Annotated in this window: 19 protein-coding genes; 5 read left to right on the plus strand and 14 right to left on the minus strand. The window is 67.6% G+C overall.

Going from position 1 to position 19633, the window contains the following annotated elements; genetic code table 11:
• Window positions 1-92 precede the first annotated feature (92 nt).
• Together ACYVDN_RS03385 and ACYVDN_RS03390 are read right to left on the minus strand one after the other, a co-directional pair.
• The gene (locus tag ACYVDN_RS03385; protein WP_460568444.1) at window positions 93-2096 is read right to left on the minus strand and encodes a S9 family peptidase; all 2004 of its coding nucleotides are present in this window, start codon (window positions 2094-2096) and stop codon (window positions 93-95) included.
• 1 nt (window position 2097) lies between these two features.
• Window positions 2098-2865, minus strand: a complete 768-nt coding sequence (locus ACYVDN_RS03390) for an SDR family oxidoreductase (RefSeq protein ID WP_460568446.1) — start codon at window positions 2863-2865, stop codon at window positions 2098-2100.
• A gap of 162 nt (window positions 2866-3027) precedes the next feature.
• Between ACYVDN_RS03390 and ACYVDN_RS03395 the strand changes: the two genes are divergently transcribed.
• The 4 genes from ACYVDN_RS03395 (at window position 3028) to ACYVDN_RS03410 (ending at window position 5886) form a co-directional block, all read left to right on the plus strand.
• Window positions 3028-3495 (plus strand): NfeD family protein, encoded by a 468-nt coding sequence (locus tag ACYVDN_RS03395; RefSeq protein ID WP_460568448.1) that lies wholly within the window; start codon window positions 3028-3030, stop codon window positions 3493-3495.
• Window positions 3492-4649 (plus strand): SPFH domain-containing protein, encoded by a 1158-nt coding sequence (locus ACYVDN_RS03400; RefSeq protein WP_460568450.1) that lies wholly within the window; start codon window positions 3492-3494, stop codon window positions 4647-4649. Before ACYVDN_RS03395 ends, ACYVDN_RS03400 begins: the two co-directional genes overlap by 4 nt.
• Complete coding sequence (locus ACYVDN_RS03405; RefSeq protein WP_460568452.1) at window positions 4642-5430, plus strand: glycerophosphodiester phosphodiesterase; 789 nt, start codon at window positions 4642-4644, stop codon at window positions 5428-5430. Before ACYVDN_RS03400 ends, ACYVDN_RS03405 begins: the two co-directional genes overlap by 8 nt.
• 90 nt (window positions 5431-5520) lie before the next feature.
• Complete coding sequence (locus ACYVDN_RS03410; RefSeq protein ID WP_460568454.1) at window positions 5521-5886, plus strand: RNA polymerase-binding protein RbpA; 366 nt, start codon at window positions 5521-5523, stop codon at window positions 5884-5886.
• Window positions 5887-6014: 128 nt separating this feature from the next.
• Here ACYVDN_RS03410 and lnt read toward each other — a convergent pair whose 3' ends face one another.
• From lnt to ACYVDN_RS03460, 10 genes are all read right to left on the minus strand, one after another.
• Complete coding sequence (gene lnt, locus ACYVDN_RS03415) at window positions 6015-7589, minus strand: apolipoprotein N-acyltransferase (RefSeq protein ID WP_460568456.1); 1575 nt, start codon at window positions 7587-7589, stop codon at window positions 6015-6017.
• Between the two features lie 64 nt (window positions 7590-7653).
• Window positions 7654-10113 carry a DEAD/DEAH box helicase gene (locus ACYVDN_RS03420; RefSeq protein WP_460568458.1) on the minus strand — a complete coding sequence of 820 codons (2460 nt, stop codon included), beginning with the start codon at window positions 10111-10113 and terminating at the stop codon, window positions 7654-7656.
• 34 nt (window positions 10114-10147) lie between these two features.
• The gene (gene tatC / locus ACYVDN_RS03425; RefSeq protein ID WP_460568461.1) at window positions 10148-10945 is read right to left on the minus strand and encodes a twin-arginine translocase subunit TatC; all 798 of its coding nucleotides are present in this window, start codon (window positions 10943-10945) and stop codon (window positions 10148-10150) included.
• A 6-nt stretch (window positions 10946-10951) separates the two neighbouring features.
• Entirely contained in the window at window positions 10952-11197 is a 246-nt protein-coding gene (tatA, locus tag ACYVDN_RS03430; RefSeq protein WP_460568463.1) for a Sec-independent protein translocase family protein, read from the minus strand.
• Between the two features lies 1 nt (window position 11198).
• Complete coding sequence (locus ACYVDN_RS03435) at window positions 11199-11552, minus strand: hypothetical protein (RefSeq protein ID WP_460568465.1); 354 nt, start codon at window positions 11550-11552, stop codon at window positions 11199-11201.
• Window positions 11552-12532: a helix-turn-helix transcriptional regulator gene (locus ACYVDN_RS03440; RefSeq protein ID WP_460568467.1), complete on the minus strand. Its 981-nt coding sequence runs from the start codon at window positions 12530-12532 to the stop codon at window positions 11552-11554. The genes ACYVDN_RS03435 and ACYVDN_RS03440 overlap by 1 nt, the downstream gene beginning before the upstream one ends.
• Window positions 12525-13562 carry a helix-turn-helix transcriptional regulator gene (locus ACYVDN_RS03445; RefSeq protein WP_460568469.1) on the minus strand — a complete coding sequence of 346 codons (1038 nt, stop codon included), beginning with the start codon at window positions 13560-13562 and terminating at the stop codon, window positions 12525-12527. Before ACYVDN_RS03445 ends, ACYVDN_RS03440 begins: the two co-directional genes overlap by 8 nt.
• A 37-nt stretch (window positions 13563-13599) precedes the next feature.
• Entirely contained in the window at window positions 13600-14517 is a 918-nt protein-coding gene (locus tag ACYVDN_RS03450) for an FKBP-type peptidyl-prolyl cis-trans isomerase (RefSeq protein WP_460568471.1), read from the minus strand.
• 90 nt (window positions 14518-14607) lie between these two features.
• Window positions 14608-15645, minus strand: coding sequence for a tRNA (adenine-N1)-methyltransferase (locus ACYVDN_RS03455; RefSeq protein ID WP_460568473.1), 1038 nt, complete (start codon window positions 15643-15645; stop codon window positions 14608-14610).
• Window positions 15642-16313 (minus strand): HAD family hydrolase, encoded by a 672-nt coding sequence (locus ACYVDN_RS03460; RefSeq protein ID WP_460568475.1) that lies wholly within the window; start codon window positions 16311-16313, stop codon window positions 15642-15644. Before ACYVDN_RS03460 ends, ACYVDN_RS03455 begins: the two co-directional genes overlap by 4 nt.
• A 134-nt stretch (window positions 16314-16447) precedes the next feature.
• On the opposite strand from ACYVDN_RS03460, the gene ACYVDN_RS03465 reads away from it, so the two are divergent.
• Complete coding sequence (locus ACYVDN_RS03465; RefSeq protein ID WP_460568477.1) at window positions 16448-17389, plus strand: PAC2 family protein; 942 nt, start codon at window positions 16448-16450, stop codon at window positions 17387-17389.
• A 120-nt stretch (window positions 17390-17509) separates the two neighbouring features.
• Here the strand turns inward: ACYVDN_RS03465 and mshC are convergent, their stop codons facing one another.
• Both mshC and ACYVDN_RS03475 read right to left on the minus strand, forming a co-directional pair.
• Complete coding sequence (mshC, locus tag ACYVDN_RS03470) at window positions 17510-18754, minus strand: cysteine--1-D-myo-inosityl 2-amino-2-deoxy-alpha-D-glucopyranoside ligase (protein WP_460568479.1); 1245 nt, start codon at window positions 18752-18754, stop codon at window positions 17510-17512.
• Window positions 18747-19616 carry an undecaprenyl-diphosphate phosphatase gene (locus tag ACYVDN_RS03475; protein WP_460568481.1) on the minus strand — a complete coding sequence of 290 codons (870 nt, stop codon included), beginning with the start codon at window positions 19614-19616 and terminating at the stop codon, window positions 18747-18749. The genes mshC and ACYVDN_RS03475 overlap by 8 nt, the downstream gene beginning before the upstream one ends.
• Window positions 19617-19633: the final 17 nt, after the last annotated feature.

Consider the following 19633-nt stretch of genomic DNA (forward strand, 5'->3'; position numbering starts at 1 on the left):
CGGATACGAACGAAGGCGCCGGGACGGATGTCCGCCCGGCGCCTTCGTCGTGTCGTGACCTGTGTTGTCGCAGACCTGTCGTCGCAGACCCGTCAGCCCGCGTTGTTGGCCGCCGACGGCAGCGTCCGCGCCCACCAGTCGAGGATGATCTCGAATCGCTGCTTGCGGTGGCGTGGACGACCAGCCCTGCTGAGCTCGTGATCCTCGCCCGGGAAGACGACCAGCTCGGTCTGCACTCCCCCGCGCTTCAGCGATGCGTAGTAGCGCTCAGCCTGCCCCAGCGGGCAGCGCAGATCGTTCTCCGAGTGCATCACGAGCGTCGGCGTGCGAACATCGCCCACGTGCGCCTGCGGGCTCTGCGCAGCGATCTCCTCAGCGTCGAGCCCGTTGTACTCCTCGGCGAAGAACGACCCGATGTCGCTCGTTCCGAAGAAGTACACGGGGTCGAGGAAGCCGCGCTCTACGATCGCGCCGGCGAACCGGTGATCGTGCGCGATTGTCCACGCCGTCAGGTAGCCGCCGTACGAGCCGCCGAGGATTCCGACGCGGTCCCCGTCGAGCTGCGGATGCTCCGCGACGGCAGCATCGAGGAAGTCGAGCACATCATGGAGATCGACGGTCCCCATGCGGGTCTTGATGGCGCGACCGTGCTCCTGGCCGTACCCGGCCGACCCGCGCGGGTTGCAGTAGACGACCGCATAGCCGGCATCCGCGTAGACCTGGGACTCGTCGAAGAGGTGGACGGAGTACTGCGCGAACGGGCCGCCGTGGATGTTCAACAGCACCGGGTGCGGTCCATCGCCCTCGGGAAGCACCACCCAGCCGTGCACCGGGTAGCCGTCGCGTCCGGTGATCTCGACCTCGATCGGCGTGCGGATGCCCGTGGCCAGCACGTCGGCGGAGAAGTCGGTGAGCACGCGCACGTCGTCGCCGTCAGGCACCCCGAGATCGCCGAACGACGACTCGGACTGGAACGCGAACACCACGCTCTCCCCCGCAGCTGCGATGCCGGTCACCTCCCGGTCGGCGACCAGCACGGATGCCTCGCCGTCGTCGCCGACGGAGAGAAGCGTCACGCGGCCGCGCGACGTGTTCTGCACGAGCACGCCGCTCGCTGCGGGCACGACGGTGCTTCCGGTGAGGTCGACGGTCTCGTCGTCCGTCAACCGGCGCGGCGCGGCTCCCGGCTCCGAGACGACGTAGAGCCCGGAGTTGCGGGCGACGAAATCACGGCCCCTCTCCCCCACGTTCTGGGCGATGAAGTACAACGCGCCATCGGCGCCGAAGGCGACCGAACCGGGCGCGTCCGAGATCGACAGATCCGCGCCGGCGTCGACCGCGACGACCGTGTCTCCTTCGCCGACCGGAACGAGCGTGAGGATGCTGCGCAGATCGTCGTCAGCGCCGTCATGCCCGTCCGAGACGACCGCGATGTTGCGCCCGTCCGGCGAGAACGCGATGCCCCCGTGCTCGGCGTCGTCGTCGGTCAGCCTGCGCGGCTCGGCCACCTCGTCGAGCTTCTCGGCGTCGCCGTCCGCCGACGAGACGGGCTGCACGACGGGAGCCGACGTCACGTCGGGAGCGTCCACCACGAACACCTGAGTGCGCCTGTCGCGAAGCCAGCCGAGGCCGTTGGCACTGTAACGGTAGGTCGTGATGCGGCGGGCGGGCTCGGCCGAGGGGTCGACGCCCTCAACGGTGCCGTAGCGACCGTGTTCTGGGTCACGGGAGACGAAAGCGAGGGATGCACCATCTGGGGCCCACACGAAGTCGGAGACGCCGAGCTTCCTGTCCGTGACCCGCACGGGTTCCCCGCCCGTCGTCGCCATGACGTGGAGCTGCGGCGGCTTGCCGGGCTCGGCGCGCAGGAAGGCGATCGACCCGCCGTCGGGCGAGAACTGAGGCGAGGTGTCGCGGAAGCCCCGAGTGATGCGGCGAGGCGGAACTCCGCCCTTCATGGCGACGGACCAGAGCTGGCCGACGTAGGCATCCGCCGACAAGTCGGGGTGGGTGGCCGCGACGACGGCGGTGCCGCCGTCCGGGCTGAGGGTCGGGCGCGACAGCGAGACCAGGTGGACGATGTGTTCGGCCTTCATGTCAGGCTTCCTCGCCGAACTCGCTCACATCGCCGATCAGGCGTGTGTTGTCGTCCGGAATCGGCTCGACGGCGGCCGACGCGACCTCCGCGGCGAACTCGCTCACGTTGTAGAGCTTGCCCGCCGACTCCTTGCGGGCGCTGATCGCGCCAGGGTTCGCGCGCTCGAGGAGCGTCGCGGTGATGGTGCCCTCGATCATGTCGCCCGACACGACGACGAAGCCGATTCCACGGGCATCCAGTTCGGGGATCAGCTCGCGGAGGGCGTCCTCCCCCGCTCGCTTGCTCAGCGCGACCGGCTCGTACTCGGGCATGGTCGGCGTGGTGCGGATGAAGTGCGCCTGGTGGCTCGTCACGAAGACCACGCGGGAGCCCTCACCGAGCAGAGGCAACGCGGCCTTCAGCACGTTCACCTGGGCATCCCTGTTCAGCGTCATCGCGTAGTCGGGCGCCATGCCCGACTCCATGCCGCCCGAGGCATTGAGGACCAGGATGTCGAGCCCGCCCCACTCCTGTGCCACGGTGTCGAACATGCTCGCGACCGAAGCAGCATCGGTGAGGTCCGCTCCGACGACGATCGCCGAGCCGCCGGATGCTTCGATCGAGTCGGCGAGCTTGCGCGCCCTCGCCTCTTTGTTTCGGTAGTTGATCGCCACCCGTGCCCCGGCCTCGGCGAAGTACCCGACGGTGTCTGCTCCGATTCCGCGGGAGGAGCCCGTGACGAGGGCGCGTTTGCCGCTCAGGGACGACGGGGCGAGAGGGTTGCTCACGATGGAATGCTCCTTCGGTGTGACGAGATGCCCGGCGACGGGCACCAGGACAGTATCTCAGGCGCCATCCGTCGCTCCTTTCGTGACCTAATCGCGCGGCGCTCTTGCGGGGTGCAGGACGCATCCTGGTAGCGTCGGAGAGATCGCGGAGGGAGCCACGACATGGACGTCTCGTCGTTCGCCTGGATCGGTTGGCTCGTGCTGATCCTGGTGTTCGTGATCATCGAGATGCTCACGCTCGATTTCATCTTCCTGATGCTGGCCATCGGCTCGCTCGGCGGCCTTCTCAGCGGCCTGTTCGGCTTGCCGTGGTGGGCACAGATCATCGTCGCCGCCGTGCTCTCGGTTCTGCTCCTGTTCTTGATACGCCCGCCGCTTCTGCGTGCCCTTCGCAAGGGCGGTGATCCGACGCGTAGCAACGTCGCAGCGCTGCTCGGGCAAGAAGGCAAGGTCGTGCAGTCCTTCGGTGGCGACAGCAAGGGCCTCGTGAAGCTGGCCAACGGCGAGACCTGGACCTCCAGGCTCGGCAGCCCGGCATCTGCAGCAGTGCAACCCGGTGAGCTCGTGCTGGTCACCGCGATCGAGGGCGCGACGGCGGTCGTCGTGCCCAAGGAAGGCTCAACGATATGACCAACGGCGAGACGCTCATCGTGCAGATCATCGTCGGCATCATCCTGCTCGTCGTCCTCATCTTCGTCATCGTGACGCTGGCGAGGGCGGTACGGATCGTGCCTCAGGCCACGGCCGGCATCGTGGAGCGGCTCGGTCGCTACCACAAGACGCTCATGCCGGGGCTGAATCTGCTGGTGCCGTTCATCGACCGCCTGCGGCCACTGATCGACATGCGTGAGCAGGTCGTGAGCTTCCCGCCCCAACCGGTGATCACCGAGGACAACCTGGTGGTGTCGATCGACACCGTCGTGTATTTCCAGGTGACGGATGCCCGTGCAGCGACCTACGAGATCGCGAACTATCTCGGCGCCGTCGAACAGCTGACGACGACCACGCTGCGTAACGTCGTCGGTGGCCTCAACCTGGAACAGGCGCTCACAAGCCGTGACAACATCAACAGCCAGCTCCGTGTGGTCCTCGACGAGGCGACCGGCAAGTGGGGCATCCGCGTCAGTCGCGTCGAGCTCAAGTCGATCGATCCGCCCGCCTCGATCCAGGACTCCATGGAGAAGCAGATGCGTGCCGAGCGTGATCGCCGAGCGCTCATCCTCACCGCGGAGGGCACGAAGCAGTCGGCGATCCTCACCGCAGAGGGCAACCGGCAGGCGGCCATCCTCAACGCGGAGGGCGAGGCACGCGCCGCGGTGCTCGTCGCAGAGGGCGAGGCGAAGGCCATCGAGACGGTGTTCGCTGCGATCCACGAGGGAAATCCGGACAACCTGCTGCTGGCGTACCAATACCTGCAGACGCTTCCGAAGATCGCCGAGGGCGCATCGAACAAGCTCTGGTTCATCCCGAGTGAGCTCAATGAGGCACTGCGCGGCATCGGGGAGGGCTTCGCGGCTCTCGGCAAGCGTCCGTCCGGCACGCCGTCGAAGCCGAAGTCCTACGCGGATCTCGACCGCATCGCGGCCGAGACCGCCGACATTCCGGCCGAGACCCCCGTCGACAAACTGATCGACACGCCGATCGAGAAACTCGTCGACACGCCGCCTGCCGGGCCGGCTGATCCGACCGGCGAGGCGTCGAACGAGCCGCCGTCGACCGCACCGGGGTCGGACACACCGCCGTCAGACACGCCGCCAACCGACACGCGGCCAGAGGATGTCTGACCAGGCCGCCTTCTTCGATGGCGAGCCACCACGGGTGATCGCCCACCGCGGGCTCGCCTCCGACGCGCCCGAGAACACCATCCCCGCATTCAGGGCGGCACTCGACGCCGGTGCCGACATCATCGAGACGGATGTGCACGCCAGTTCGGATGGCGTCGCGGTGATCTGTCACGACGACGACCTTGCGCGCATCGCAGGCGACCCTCGCGCGGTCGAGCAGCTCACGCTCGCCGAACTCAAGGCGCTCGACCTCACGGGAGGAGGCCGCCTCGCGACCCTCTCCGAAGCCCTCGCCGAGCTCCCCGACGCCCGATTCAACATCGACGTGAAGACGGCAGCGGCCATCGAGCCGACTGCTCGGGCGATTCGCGACGCCGGCGCGGAGTCGCGTGTTCTCGTCACCGCGTTCGATCAGCGCCGCCGTCGGGCTGTGGTGAAGGCCATCGGCGGCGTCGCCACTTCGGCGTCCACGCCTGGAGTGGTCGTGGCGATGCTCGGAACCTGGTTGCGACTCGGCCCACTTGTGCGGCTCGGTCTGCGCGATGTGGACGCCGTTCAGGTGCCGCCTCGCAGCGGTCGCATCACAGTGGTCTCCCCCGCGTTCGTCAGGGCGGTGCACACCGCAGGACGCGAGGTGCACGTGTGGACGATCAACGACGTCGACCAGATGCGCGAACTGCTCGCTCTGGGCGTCGACGGCGTGATCTCCGACCGCTGCGACCTGCTCTTCGACGTTGTCAACCGGTCGCGCAGCGCGGGCGCGATCGGGAAAATCACCTGAAAGGGGGCTGAATCCCTGCGCGCGCCGGGCAGAGAATGCCCAGCTTGACGGTTTATAAGTGTGGATGCATCGCGAGAAGGGGACCACACAATGGCAGATCGCAGCTTGCGCGGCATGAGACTGGGCGCCCAGAGCCTACAGAGCGAAGAGGGCGTCACGTTCTCAGCCCGTACCAACTACACCTACAAGTGCGCGTCGTGCGACCGAGAGACCGAGGTCGTGTTCGCGGCCGACGCAGAAGCTCCCGAGACCTGGGAGTGCAAGTACTGCGGCCACGAGGCGACGCTGCTTGTGAACGACGCTCCGGTGGAGATCGACCGCTCCGACGTCAAGGCGCCGCGAAGCCACTGGGACATGCTGCTCGAGCGCCGCACGCGCGCCGAGCTCGAGGAGCTCCTCGAAGAGCGCCTCGCGTACCTGCGCGCCCGCAGGGGCGAGCACAAGATCGGCGCCTGACCCCGAACGATTCGAACACAGCCTGCCGTCGGGCAGGCTGTGTTTTTTCGTGTACTCATCTCAGGCTCGGGCGGTCGGCGCGGGCGTCCAGCAGTCGCTCGGTGCGACCGCGCTGGCTGAGGATGCGCTCAGCGACGACGAGAGCGTCTGTGCGATACGGTGAGCGCCGCCACGACGACCGCGCCCAGGCCGAGGCCGCTGACGAGCACCTCGATGGCCCTGCTCAGCAGGGTCGCCGGCGTCGTCGTCGTGCCGAGCGGGACATCCGTCAGCATCGCCCCCGGCTTGTACGCCGGGATCTGAGCGATGGTGCGGCCGTTCGGGTCGATGATCTGGCTCGTGCCCACCGTGGAGATGTTCACCAGGCTTCTGCCCGTCTCGACGGCCCGCAGCCTGGCGATCGCCAGCTGCTGCATGTTCTCCTTGGTGCGGCCGAAGTCGGCGTTGTTGGTCTGGGCCAGGATGACCTGGGCTCCACCGTTCATCATGTCGGTGGTGAGCTGGTCGTCGACGATGTCGAAGCAGATCGAGATGCCCGCCTTGACGCCGTTCACGTCGAAGACGTTCGGCAATGAGCCCGGAGTGTACTGACGCCCGATGAGGCTGAGCAGGCTCGGGGCGAACGGCATCCAGAACGAGCGGTCGGGAACATACTCGCCGAACGGCACAGGGTGCTTCTTGTCGTAGTAGGCGACCGCACCTTTTCCGGCCTTCCAGAGCAGCGAGGTGTTGTAGTACTTGCCGTGCCGATGCGTGATGGTGCCGACGATCATCGGTGCGCCCAGACGGCTGCTGAGGTTGTTCAGCACGGCAGCCGACGAGTAGTCCTCCGTCGGATCGATGTCGGCGCTGCCCTCCGGCCACACCACCATGTCGACGTCCTTGCCGATGAGCGGGATCGTCGCCTCGATCTGCGCGTTCATCACGTCGCCCGGCTGGTGCGGGTCGAAGTATCCCGCCGGACCGTTGCCTTGCACGGCGCCGATCCGCGTCGAGCCCGATACGGTCGCGGGCCAGAGCGGAACGGCGAGCACGAGGGCGATGGCCCCCAGAGCGACGGCGATGCGCGGCCACGGACGCTCGGCTGCGGCATCCGGTCGGCTCTCACGGAGCCAGGCGAGCGGATGTCGCGGGTAGCGCACGCACTCGATGACGAGTGCCACCAGCCAGACCATCAGAAACGACACCCCGGCGATGCCGAACCACGCCACGAGGTGCGCCAACGGGCTCTCGGACTGCGAGAGTGCGGCTCTCCCCCACGCGAACCCGCCGTACGGCCAGTTTCCGGAGACCCACTCCCTGGCGGTCCAGACGCCGCCGACGGCGACGGGCAGCAGTCCCAGCCGGCCGAGTGCATTCGGGAACGCTCGCGGAACCCATCGGTACGCGAGTGTGATCACCGCGGCCCCGACCGCGAACAGCAGCGATTCGAAGATCGACAGCGCGAGCCATGGCACGGGACCGAGGTAGAGCGCCGTCCAGGCCACCTGGGTGAGGTAGAACGCGAGCCCCGAGCAGAACCCGACGAGCAGGGCGCCGCTGACCGATCGGCCGATCAGCGGAACGAGCATGAGCACCAGTCCCACGAACGCCAGAGGCCACCACGAGATGGCGGGAAATGCCCCGTCGAAGACGACTCCCCCGCCAGCCCCGACCACGATCGCCAGCCACAAGGGAAGAGGCGGACGGGACGGCTGATTCACGAAGATCGAGCATAAGGGACGCGGCTATGTGCAGCGCTGCACTGCACGCCGACGTCAGCCGGGCTCAGGCGACGCCGGAGTAGGCCACGATGCCTCTGCGCACCGACAGCAGGGCATCCCTCGCCACGGCCGCCAGAGGACCTCGTGCCACGCCGGAGAGCTGATCGAGCAGGTCGATCACCTGCTTCGCCCACCGCACGAAGTCGCCGGCGGGCAGGTCAGCCTCGGTGAACACCGCGGCAAGGGGCCGGCCGGATGCCCACTGGTGCATCGCGAGGCACAGCGCCGTGGCGAGCGGCTCGCTTCCCGGCAGTCTGTTCTCGCGCTCGAGCTCGTCGAGTCGCGCCCAGAGCTCCTGCGTCTTCTGCAGGGCCTCTCTGAAGGCTCCGTTCGGAAGGAAGCGCTCTGAGGGGTTCTGCTCGTCGCGGCGCGGCTCGAAGACCAGGGCGCAGGCCATCGCGGCGAGACCCGGCGCGTCCAGTCGGCTCCAGACGTCGCGTCGCAGGCACTCGGCGACGAGCAGGTCACGCTCGCCGTAGATGCGGGCGAGGGTGTGCCCGTGCTGCGAGGGAGCGAGCACGTCGTCCCGCTCCACCAGATAGCCCAGTTCGATGAGCACGTCGGTGACGCGGTCGAACACCGTGGCGACGGCGCCGGTGCGGTGCCTGATCTGTCGGGTGAGGGCATCAGTCTCGCGCTTGAGGCGCCACCAGCGCTCGGCCCACCTGGCGTGCTGCTCGCGTTCTGCGCAGCCGTGGCACGGATGCTGTCGCATGCGTCGCCGCAGCTCGGCGAGCTCGCGCGAGCGCTTCTCCCTGGCCGCTGCGCTGTTCGGACCGGAGGCCGGAGCGGCGGACTTGGACGAGCCGAACTTGGCGTTCGTGCGCTCGAGGTCGCTGAGCTGCCTCCGCAGGGCGGCGTACTCCGCGAAGTCCCCGAGATGGCACTGCATGGCCTGCTCGTAGCCGGCGAGGGACTCCTCTTGCTTGCGCACAGTGCGCGCCAGGTCGACCACCGCCCGGTCGGCCTGGTACTGGGCGAACGACGACTCGAGGATCTCCCTCGTGCGCTCCCTGCCGAACTGGGCGATGAGGTTCACCGCCATGTTGTACGTCGGCCGGAAGCTCGAGTTCAGCGGATAGCTGCGCCTCGACGCCAGCGCGGCGACGGCCTGCGGGTCGAGGCCGTCGCGCCACTGGATGACGCAGTGGCCCTCCACATCGATGCCGCGTCGCCCCGCGCGCCCGGTGAGCTGGGTGTACTCCCCCGGCGTGATCGGCACGCGGGCCTCGCCGTTGAACTTCTCCAGCCGCTCGAGAACGACGGTGCGTGCAGGCATGTTGATGCCGAGCGCCAGCGTCTCCGTTGCGAAGACGACCTTGACGAGCTTGCGCTGGAACAGCTCCTCGACGACCTCCTTGAAGGCCGGGAGCAGTCCGGCATGGTGCGCGGCGACGCCACGCTGCAGGCCCTCGAGCCATTCCCAATAGCCGAGCACGGCGAGGTCCTCGTCCGCGATCGTGCGGCAGCGCTCCTCGGCCACGGCCCTGATCTCGTCGCGCTCGTGCGCCTCAGTGAGACGGATGCCCGACCGCAGCACCTGGGAGACGGCCTGGTCGCAGCCTGCCCGGCTGAACACGAACACGATCGCGGGCAGCAGGTTGCGGTCATCCAGCAGACGGATGACGTCAGGTCGGTCGAGCCGCCCGGCGTCCGGACGGGCTCCCCTGGAGTGACGGCGCCCGCGGTCGCTGAACTGGCGCGACCCCGACGGCCGCCCGCCGACGCGCGCCATCTGAACCAGCTCGGGGTTCACGCGATTGGCTGCTCCCCTCGAAGCCGACTCGAAGAGGTCGACCATGCGCTGGCGCACCAGAACGTGCTGCTCAAGCGGAACGGGCCTCGACTCCGACACGATGACATCCGTATCGCCGCGAACCGCCTGCAGCCAGTCACCGAACTCCTCGGCGTTGGACACCGTCGCACTGAGCGACACCAGCCGCACCTCGCTGGGCAGATGGATGATGACCTCCTCCCAGACAGCACCGCGGAAGCGGTCTGCGAGGTAGTGCACCTCGTCCATCACCACGTACGCCAGGTCCTGCAGCAGGTCGGACTCGGCGTACAGCATGTTGCGGAGCACTTCGGTCGTCATCACGACCACGCGTGCGCCCGCGTTCACGTTGGTGTCGCCGGTGAGCAGGCCGACGTCATCCGTGCCGTACTCGTCGACGAACTCCTGGTACTTCTGGTTGGAGAGCGCCTTCATCGGCGTGGTGTAGAACACCTTCGCGTTCGGCTGCGCCATCGCCAGGGCCACCGCGAACGCGGCCACCACCGTCTTGCCTGCACCGGTCGGCGCGGCGACCAAGACGCTGCGCCCGTCTTCAAGGCTCGCGCAGGCCTCGTGCTGGAACGGGTCGAGATCGAATCGCTGCCACCGCAGGAACTCCTCGAGGCGCGGATGTCCCGTGCGGGCACGCGACGCCGAGAACCGTTCGGCGGGCGAGAGCTGATCGGTCATGCCATCAGACTATGAGGTCGCGCCGACGGGCACGTCAGGTGGCGAGTTCTGCCTCGATGTCGTCGCTCTGCTTCTCGATGCGACGGTCGTGCAGCCAGGCGACGACCCATGCGAGCACGTAGAGCACCACCAACGGCATCGCGAGCAGGAACATCGAGATGACATCTGCCGACGGCGTCGCGATCGCCGTGAACACCATGATCGTGAGGATCGCCCAGCGCCACGCCTTGATGATGGCCTTGGCGCTGATCACACGCATGAAGTTGAGCAGCACCACGAATACCGGGAGCACGAACGCGATGCCGATGACGATGATCAGCTTCAGCACGAAGTTGAAGTAGTCCGACGCCACGAGCAGCGTGGTCTCTCCGTTCGGCACGAAGCTCGTCAGCACGGCCACGATGTGGGGCACGACCCACCAGCCCGCCGCGCATCCGGCGAGGAAGAGCGGAACGGCTGTGAAGAAGAAGCCGAACGTGTAGCCCTTCTCTTTGCGTGTCAGCCCAGGGGTGAGGAACGCGAAGATCTGGTAGAGCCACAACGGAGAGCTGATGATGATGCCGATGTAGACACTCAACTGCAGCTTCAGGTCGAACGCTGCTGTGACGTTGGGCCAGTTGATGCTCGCGTGTTGCGACTTTGCAATCTCGTGCACCGGAAGGCTGATCGCGTCCCAGACGTACGGCTCGAGGAACCAGCCTGCAATGGCCCCGACCGCGATGCCGCCCGCAATCCAGAAGAAGCGGTTCTTCAGTTCCCTGAGGTGGGCCCCAAGGGACATCCTGCCTTCGGGATTGCTGCTGCCGCGCTTGGTTCGAGCGGCGGTGGTCACGGCAGGCTAGATCTTGTCGGCGGGCTTGTCAGCCGGCGCTGCTTCGGCCTTCGCCTCGGACTCGGCCTTCGCAGCCTTGGCCGCCTCGGCGGCTTCGTCTTCGCTCTGGCCCTCGCGGATCTCCTTCTTGAAGATGCGCGTCGACTGGCCGATGCTCCGCGCCAGTGCGGGCAGACGAGTCGCTCCGAAGAGGAGCACGATGATGAGCAGGATGATCCAGATATGCCAACCGCTGAACAGGTCGCCAAGCATTTCAGTGTCGCTTTCGCAGTAGATGGGAGAACCGACGTGGATCGGCACTCACAAGGAGTCTACCGCGTCGTATTCGAGCTTCCCGTCGAGTATGCCTGATCGTTGCATTGCGGGCACGGCGCTGCTCCCAGTTCTGCGCGTATTCACGGACTGGCCCGAACACGGCGGGATGGAAGACGGGCTCTGAATCCTCATTGAACTGGCTAGAGAGCAGTTCGGTCTTGTCAGTGAGGTCCCCAAGGGCCTGCAAGGTCGTCATCGCCTTGACGAAGAGCCGGTAGCCGAAGTAGCCGAGCATGGCGAGAAGCGCCAGCGAGAGCACCAGCCAGATCAGGAGCCACGACCACCAGGGCATCAGCGGCCTCCCTCTTCATAGCGTGCCGTTCCGGCGAGGACCCACTCGGCGACCGCTGCCCTGGCGTCCTCGGGCCCTGTGACGGTGATCGAGCCAGCGAAGCGGGCGACCAGCCGTTTGAGGCCGTGATAGTGCGCCACCCGCACCTTGGTGTGCACGATGTCTCCGTCGCGAACCCGCGCCGCCTCGTCGGGGATGTAGTCCGCGATCAACGGCAGCGCGGCGGCCGCGACGTCGACCGCGACCGTGAGGTCGTCGGATGAGCCCTGGAAGAGTCGCTCGGGAAGCACGACGCCTGCAGCGTGCTCGCTGATCGGACGCCCGGTGGAGACGAGGCGGTCGATGCGGTCGAGCCGGAACGTGCGGACGGCCTCGCGCAGGTGGCACCAGCCTCGCAGGTACCAGTCGTCGTTCACCGACTCGATGCGCAACGGATCGACCGTGCGGCGCTCACCGTCGCCTCGTGCGCTCACATAGTCGAAGTCGACCTGGGTGCGGGCGTCGATCGCATCTCTGATCGTCTTGACGGTGTCGCGGAGCGAGACGGGGGCAACGGCGACCTGCGCTGCACCGGAGGCGGTTCCCCGCTCGAGCTTGGCCATCAGGGAAGCCATGGTGTCGCGGTCTGCATGCTCGGGAAGGGAGCTCAGGTACTGCAGTCCGGCGATGAGGGCAGCGGCCTCGCGTGCGGAGAGACGAGGGGTGTCATCGATGGCCACGGTGTGGGTGAGTGAGATGAGGTCGTTCTGCTCGAGGTCATCCCAGTCGATGTCGAACAGGTCATCCGCGAGGTAGGCGCGCGACTCACCCGGAACACCCGCGACCGCGATGAGGTGCACGGCCTCGCGGATCTGCTTCGGGGTGACGCCGAACGCCGCGGCGACATCCGTCACGGGGGCTCGGTCGTGGTCCATCAGATACGGGATGAGGGAGAGCAGCAGCGCGAGCTTGTCGCGCGCATCGCGGGGCGCGTCAGCCACGGAGCACCTCCCCGTCAGGTGCTGTGCCCGGGCCGGTGACGGGCGCGGTGCTGTGGGCTGTGAACGTGGTCTGGAGGCGCTGAAGCACGGCATCCACGAGGCTTTGCGGCGAGATCACCCGAACCTCGGGTCCGTAGCTCGCAAGCTCGTCGGCGAGGAGGGCCAGGTCGGAGTAGTGCACCAGCAGGTGCCCGTCTGCCGTGACCTCTGAGTCCTCGCGCTTGCCGAGGCGCAGGCGTGCATCGGTGTTGGGCACGACATCGACCTCCGCGACGTTGCGGTGCCAGATCTCCTCGAGCTGGTCGATCGCGTGTGCGGCGAAGTCCGTTCCGCGGCGCGTGAACGTGGCCTGGGTGACGCGCGGCTGCCCGATGACGCGGGAGAGCAGGAACGTGCGCGGGCCGTCGGCTCCCCTGTCGTGACCGTGCAGCAGCCACCTGCCATGGAACTGCACGAGCGCCAACGGCTCGACGACGCGCTTCTTGGGCGCAGGCTCGCCCGGCTTCAGGTAGTCGAACTGCACGACGGCATTGCGCTCCAGGGCGATCTCGAACGGCTCGAACGCGGCCTCCCTGGTGCGCAGTCGAGGGGCGTAGCCCACGACCGGGTCATCCGCTTCGACGCCGAGGGTGCGCAGTTTCATGATCGCGCGGCGCGACTCGGCGGACAGCGATCCCTCGCGCCAGACGCGCGCGGCGAGGAGCAGCAGTGTCATCTCCTGGGGCGAGAACGTGATGTCCGCTGGCAGGTCGTAGCCCGTCTTGGGGATGCGGTACCGCAGCGCCTGGTTGTTGCCGGGGTCGCCGGGGTCTTCGACCGTCTCCAACGGCACGCCGAGCTCGCGGATGTCGTCTTTGTCACGTTCGAACTGCCGCTCGAGAGCGCTGTTGTCGCCGCCCTCGCGGTAACGGGAGTTGTACCCCTGAACGCTGGAGAGGACCTCGTTCTTCGTCAGCCCCGATTCGGTGGCGACGAGTGCCAGAACGAGTGAGAACAGACGTTCCTCGACCGGCACCCTGTGTTGAGACACGATGCCAATCCTAGGAGACTCACCGGGAGTCGATGGGCTACTTCCAGATGCCAAGGATGTCGATGACGAACGCCGTCGCGCTGCTTCCCGGCGTCACCACGATGATCTGGCTGCCCACCTGCTTGCCGACGAGCTCCTTCAGAACGGATGCCGGCGGCGAGTAGCTCTGCCCCGTCGTGTCGGGCCAGACGACGGGCGAGCCGTTGGTCCAGCTCGAGGATGCGACCGTGTCGGGGCTGCTCCACGCGACAGCCGTGTAGTTGACCAGCACCGAGTCCTTCTTCGTCACCGTCACGCCGGAGCCCTGCTTGAGGACGGCGGATGCCAACTTGGTCGGAGCATCGTGCGAGGGGATCTTGATGCCCGGCTGGCCGTTCGGCGCGAGCACCACGGTCGGCATGCCCGGCTGAGCGGGGCGAGGTGCTCCGTCGGCGCGGCTCGGGTAGGCCTTCTTCAGGTCGAAGACGAACACCATGGTGGCGTCAGCGGCGAGCCCCACCTGGGTCGGGTCGGAGAAGAAGTCCTTGACCGTTCCCGTGACGGCGATGCGCGAGCCCACCGTGCTGCAGGCCATGGCCTTCTGCAGACCGGGAATGGTGCTGTTGCCCGTCGAGTCGGGGCCTGCGACGATGTCCGTCTCGCCGGGAGCTCCGAGCGCTGTGCCCGTCTTGCCCTCGTAGTAGGCGACCTGACCGATGACCAGCTGGCCGTCCGAGATCGTCTCGCCCGTGCCCTCGTGGATGACGCTCTTCTGCAGAGTGCTGGAGTCCAACGGCGTCGGGAAGGTCGCCTTCGGGGAGTTCACACCACCCGAGACCCTGACCTGCGACGACGCGATGCCGGGCTGCACGCAGGAGCTGCTGGAGCTCGCGGAGGTGCATCCGGTCAGGGCCAGAGCGACGAGGGCAGCGGCGGCGACGAGTGCTGGCACTCTGCGTGCGGGGGCTGTGCGCACGGTTCCTCTTTCGACGAGCGACGTTGGGATGAGACGGACGGGCGGGAGAACCGAACAGGACGGACGGGACCCGCGCTCCGGCATCCCATGCTAGTCGACCTCGTGATGCCCCTCTGCCAGGTCGGCGTCGTCGCTGCCGGCGTCCCGCTCGGCCGCGAGCCTGGCCGACTGAGATGCCTCACGCACGCGCTTGCGGAGGCTCTTCGGGCTCACCACCCGCTCGCCGAGGGCGCCGGGCGTCCACGCCTCGACGTCGTCCTCGCTGTACTCGCTCTTCGACGCCCTGCGCTTGAGCTCAGGAAGCACGGTGCCCGGGGCGAGTCGTCTGGCGGTGATGAGGAAGCCGGTGTGCGCGATCATGCGGTGGTCGGGACGCACCGCCAGGCCCTCGACGTGCCATCCGCGCACCATCGTCTCCGACGAGCTCGGGTGAGTGAACAGCCCGCTCGCCCTGATCGCCTCGGCGACGCGGGAGAGCTGGGTGACGGTGGCCACGTAGCAGAGAAGGACTCCGCCGGGCTTGAGAGCGGTGGCACAGACATCCACACACTCCCACGGGGCGAGCATGTCGAGCACGATGCGGTCGACGGTGCCGTCCGGCGCCTTGGCCGGCAGCTCTTGTTGAAGATCTCCGACGGTCACCAACCAGTTGTCCGGCACCCTGCCGAAGAACGTCTCGACGTTGCCGCGGGCGATGTCGGCGAACTCGTCGCGGCGCTCGAACGATGCGAGGCGGCCCTCGGGGCCGATCGCGCGCAGCAGCCACAGCGACAACGCGCCAGAGCCGACGCCGGCCTCGACGACGCTCGCGCCGGGGAAGATGTCGGCCTGGGCGAGGATCTGTGCGGCATCCTTCGGGTACACGATGGCGGCGCCGCGCGGCATCGACATCACGAAGTCGGTGAGCAGCGGGCGGAGGGCCAGATGCTCGACACCCGCGGCGTTCGTGACGACGGAGCCGTCGGGCAGGCCGATGATGGCGTCGTGCTCCAGCGGGCCCTTGTGGGTGTGGAAGACCTTGCCGGGCTCCAGGGTGATGGTGTGCAGGTGGCCGCGAGGGCCGGTGAGCTGCACCCTGTCCCCCGCGCGGAACGGACCGGATGACGCAGGCAGAGCAGACTCGGTCACTTGACGCGCTCCTGGAAGAGTGCGACGAGATCGTCGTATCCCCTGCCCGCGAGAGTTGGCCACAACGTGTGCTCGTCGTCGTTCACGGGCAGCGGGATCATGTGTGGCACGCCGATCGCGACCGTGCCGGCCGCGACCGCCGAGGTGAGCCCGTTCATCGAGTCCTCGATGGCGATGCAGTGCCCCGGGTCGACGTCGAGGGCGCGAGCGGCGTCGAGATAGGGGTCGGCGTACGGCTTGGGTCGCTCCACCTCGTCGCCCGTGACGAGCAGGTCAAAGGCGGGGAACGGGACGTGCGCGACGACCTGTTCGGCCATCTCGCGGATCGACATCGTGACCAGCGCCGTTTTCACCCCGTGCTCCTTGACGTCGAGCAACAACTCCTTGGCGCCAGGGCGCCACGGGACGCCGTTGGCGTCGAGCTGCTCCTGCACCCTGCGGGTCAGCGTGTCGACGATGGTGTCCGCATCGAGGTCGACGCCGTGCTGCTGGAAGACCTTCGCGGACTCCCACAGGCCGGAGCCGACGAGGAGCAGGGCGTCGTCGTGCGTCCACTTCCCACCGTGCGCCAGCACGAGCTCGGTCTCCGCCTGCATCCAGTACGGCTCGGTGTCGACGAGGGTGCCGTCCATGTCGAAGAGAACGGCGGCAAGGGCGGCTGAGGTCACGAGCATTCAGTCTAGGCGGCGCGTGAGAACCGCCCGTTGCGGGCGACGCGCCCGCCAGCCCCGGCCGGTCGTGCGGCCTATTCTTGGTAGACGCGTCCTGCCGGGCGCCGAAACGGAATGGAGCGGGCCACAGCGTGACCAACGACAGTGGGATCTTCGACGGGCGCATCCTCGTGGTTGCGTTCGAAGGGTGGAACGACGCCGGCGAAGCAGCCAGCGGCGCCGTGCGCACCCTGAAGGACGCCCTCGACGTGGTGCCGATCGCCAGCATCGACCCCGAGCTGTACTACGACTTCCAGTTCAACCGACCGGTTCTCGCCGCGGACGAGGAGGGTCGTCGTCGCCTGGAGTGGCCCGGAGCCGTCGTCTACGCACCGGTCTCCCCCGGCATCCGCGTCGAACCGCTCGAAGAAGACGCAGAGTTCCACGCCAGCGGCTCGGGAGTCGGCAACCTCTATCTCCTGCTGGGCACAGAGCCGTCGCGCAGCTGGAAGGCCTTCACGACCGAGCTCATCGACGCGGCGCTCTCGGCGGGCATCGACGGCGTCGTGCTCCTCGGGTCCATGCTCGCCGACGTGCCGCACACCCGGCCGATCTCGGTCTTCGCCTCGAGCGACAACCCCGAGGTGCGCTCCGACCTCGGAGTCGAGCGGCCGACGTACGAGGGTCCAGTGGGCATCCTCTCCGTCGTCGCCGAGGCCGCTGAGGCGGTCGGCATTCCGACGCTGTCGCTGTGGGCGTCGGTTCCGCACTATGTTCACAACTCCCCCAGCCCGAAGGCGATGCTCGCGCTCATCGAGAAGCTCGAGCAGATCATCGACGTGACAGTGCCGCGCGGCGATCTGGTGGCCGACTCGGCCGCGTGGGAGAGCGGCATCGACGCGCTCGCCGCGGACGACGAGGACATGGCCTCTTACATCGAGCAGCTCGAGCAGGCCCGCGACACGGTGGACTCTCCGGAGGCCAGCGGCGAGGCGATCGCGCAGGAGTTCGAGCGCTACCTGCGCAAGCGCGGTGACGGTCGAGGCGACAAGGGCGACGGTCGCGGCCCTGACGAGCCGTGGCGGCGCGACTGACGGTGCTGCTTCCGCTGGTCGAGTAGCGCCCGCATCGCGGACGCGTATCGAGACCCGTTCGGCTGCAGGGTCTCGATACGCGTCGACCTTCGGTCGGCGCTACTCGACCAGCGGATTCGGTCAGTTCAGGTCGATGCCGAGCAGAGCGTCGGCGATCGTGCGGACCAGGGATGGGTCATCCGTGCCGGCTTCTGCGGCCTCGTCAATGACCGCGAGGGCACCTGGAGTGTCGAGGTTGTCGGCGAGCCGGGCGCGCACGCGCTCGAGCACGTCTGAGGCGGACACTCCGTCGTCGGCCGCCCGCATGCCCCTCCATCGCTCCAGCCGTAGCAGGGCGTCGTCGAGCTGTGCATCGGTCCACTCCCATTCCTCGCCGTAACGGTGGGCGAGGAGCGTGAGGCGGATGCCCGCAGCGGGCACACCGTTCGCCAGCAGATCGGAGACCAGAACAAGGTTGCCGAGCGACTTGCTCATCTTCTCGCCCTGGTACGACAGCAGGCCCGCATGGCTGTACACCTTGGCGAGGGGATGACCGCTCAGCGCGGCCGCGTGGCCGGCGCTCATCTCGTGGTGCGGGAAGGAGAGGTCAGCTCCCCCGCCCTGCACCGTGAAGTCATGGCCGAGGTGGTCGAGCGCGATGACCGAGCACTCGATGTGCCATCCGGGGCGTCCTGGGCCGACGACCGAGTCCCACGACGGCTCGCCGTCGCGGGCGGCACGCCACAGCAGAGGGTCGAGCGGGTCGCGTTTGCCCGCGCGGTCGGGGTCTCCGCCTCGTTCCGCCGAAAGGTGGAGCATCCCATCCCGATCGAGATTGCTCTCGTCACCGATGCGCCACGGTGCGACGCGCTCGGCCGCCGCGATGTCGAAGTAGAGGTCGTCCCCTTCGGAATCGGGGGTGTCGACGGGATAGGCGATGCCGCGATCCCTGAGGGTGTTCACGGCCTCCGCGATGGGGTCGATGACCTCGGTGACGGCGACGTAGTCCTGAGGAGGCAGGATGCGCAGCGCGGTCATATCGCCGCGGAAGAGCTCGATCTGCTGATCGGCGAGCTCGCGCCAGTCGACGCCCGTCTTCGTCGCGCGCTCCAGCAACGGGTCGTCGACATCGGTGATGTTCTGCGCGTAGTGCACCTCGAGTCCGGCATCCAACCAGACCCGCTGCAGCGTGTCGAACGCCAGGTAGGTGTTGGCGTGGCCGATGTGCGTCGCGTCGTACGGAGTGATGCCGCAGACGTAGAGGCGCGCGATCACGTCGTCGGGCGCGGAGCACCGCATCTCTCGGCTCGCGCCGTCGTACAGCCACGGCGCCTTGCCTTTGCCGGGAAGGGAAGGAACCGGCGGTCTCCGCCACGACTCAGGCATGTGCCACTCCAGTTGCAAGCAGGATGATCAGCAGTGCGCCGAGTGCGACGCGGTAGATCACGAACGGCAGGAAGCTGTGCCGGGAGATGTAGCGCATGAAGAACGCGATGACGAGGAGTCCGACGGCGAACGCGACGGCTGTCGCGCCCAGCGTGTCGATGCCGCTGAAGACCTCAGGGGTGCAGGTGTGTGCGAGCGCTTCCTCGGAGCCGGCGACGCAGGGCGACTTGGCCACCTTGTAGAGCTCGAACAGGCCGCTGCCGAACACCGCGGGCATCGCAAGAAGAAAGGAGTACCGTGCGGCCGCAGCGCGCTGGTAGCCCATGAAGAGTCCGGCGGCGATGGTGCCGCCCGAGCGGGAGACACCCGGCACCAGGGCGAGCGACTGGGCGAACCCGTAGATCACGGCGTGACCCCAGGTGAGATCGGCGACTCGACGCTTCTTCGCACCGATCCTGTCCGCCACCCACAGCACGATGCCGAACACGATGAGCATGATCGCGACGATCCACAACGACCGGAACGTGGTCTCGATGGCGTTCTGGAAAAGCACGCCGAGAATGACGATCGGGATGCTGCCGACGATGATCATCCAGCCGAGACGTGCCGTCGGGTCGTTCCGGGGAATCCGGCCGAACAGTGCGAGGAACCAGTTCTTGATGATGTGCACGACATCGCGCCAGAAGTAGACGAGCACCGCGAGCTCTGTGCCGAGCTGGATGATCGCGGTGAAGGCTGCTCCAGGGTCGTCCCCCGTGCCGAGGAGCTCGCCGAAGATGCGGATGTGCGCGCTGGATGAGACGGGGAGGAACTCGGTGAGTCCCTGCACGAGGCCCAGGATCAGGGCATTGACGAAATCCATCGCTCGCTTTCGGTCGG

This window comes from Humibacter soli (assembly GCF_054779035.1).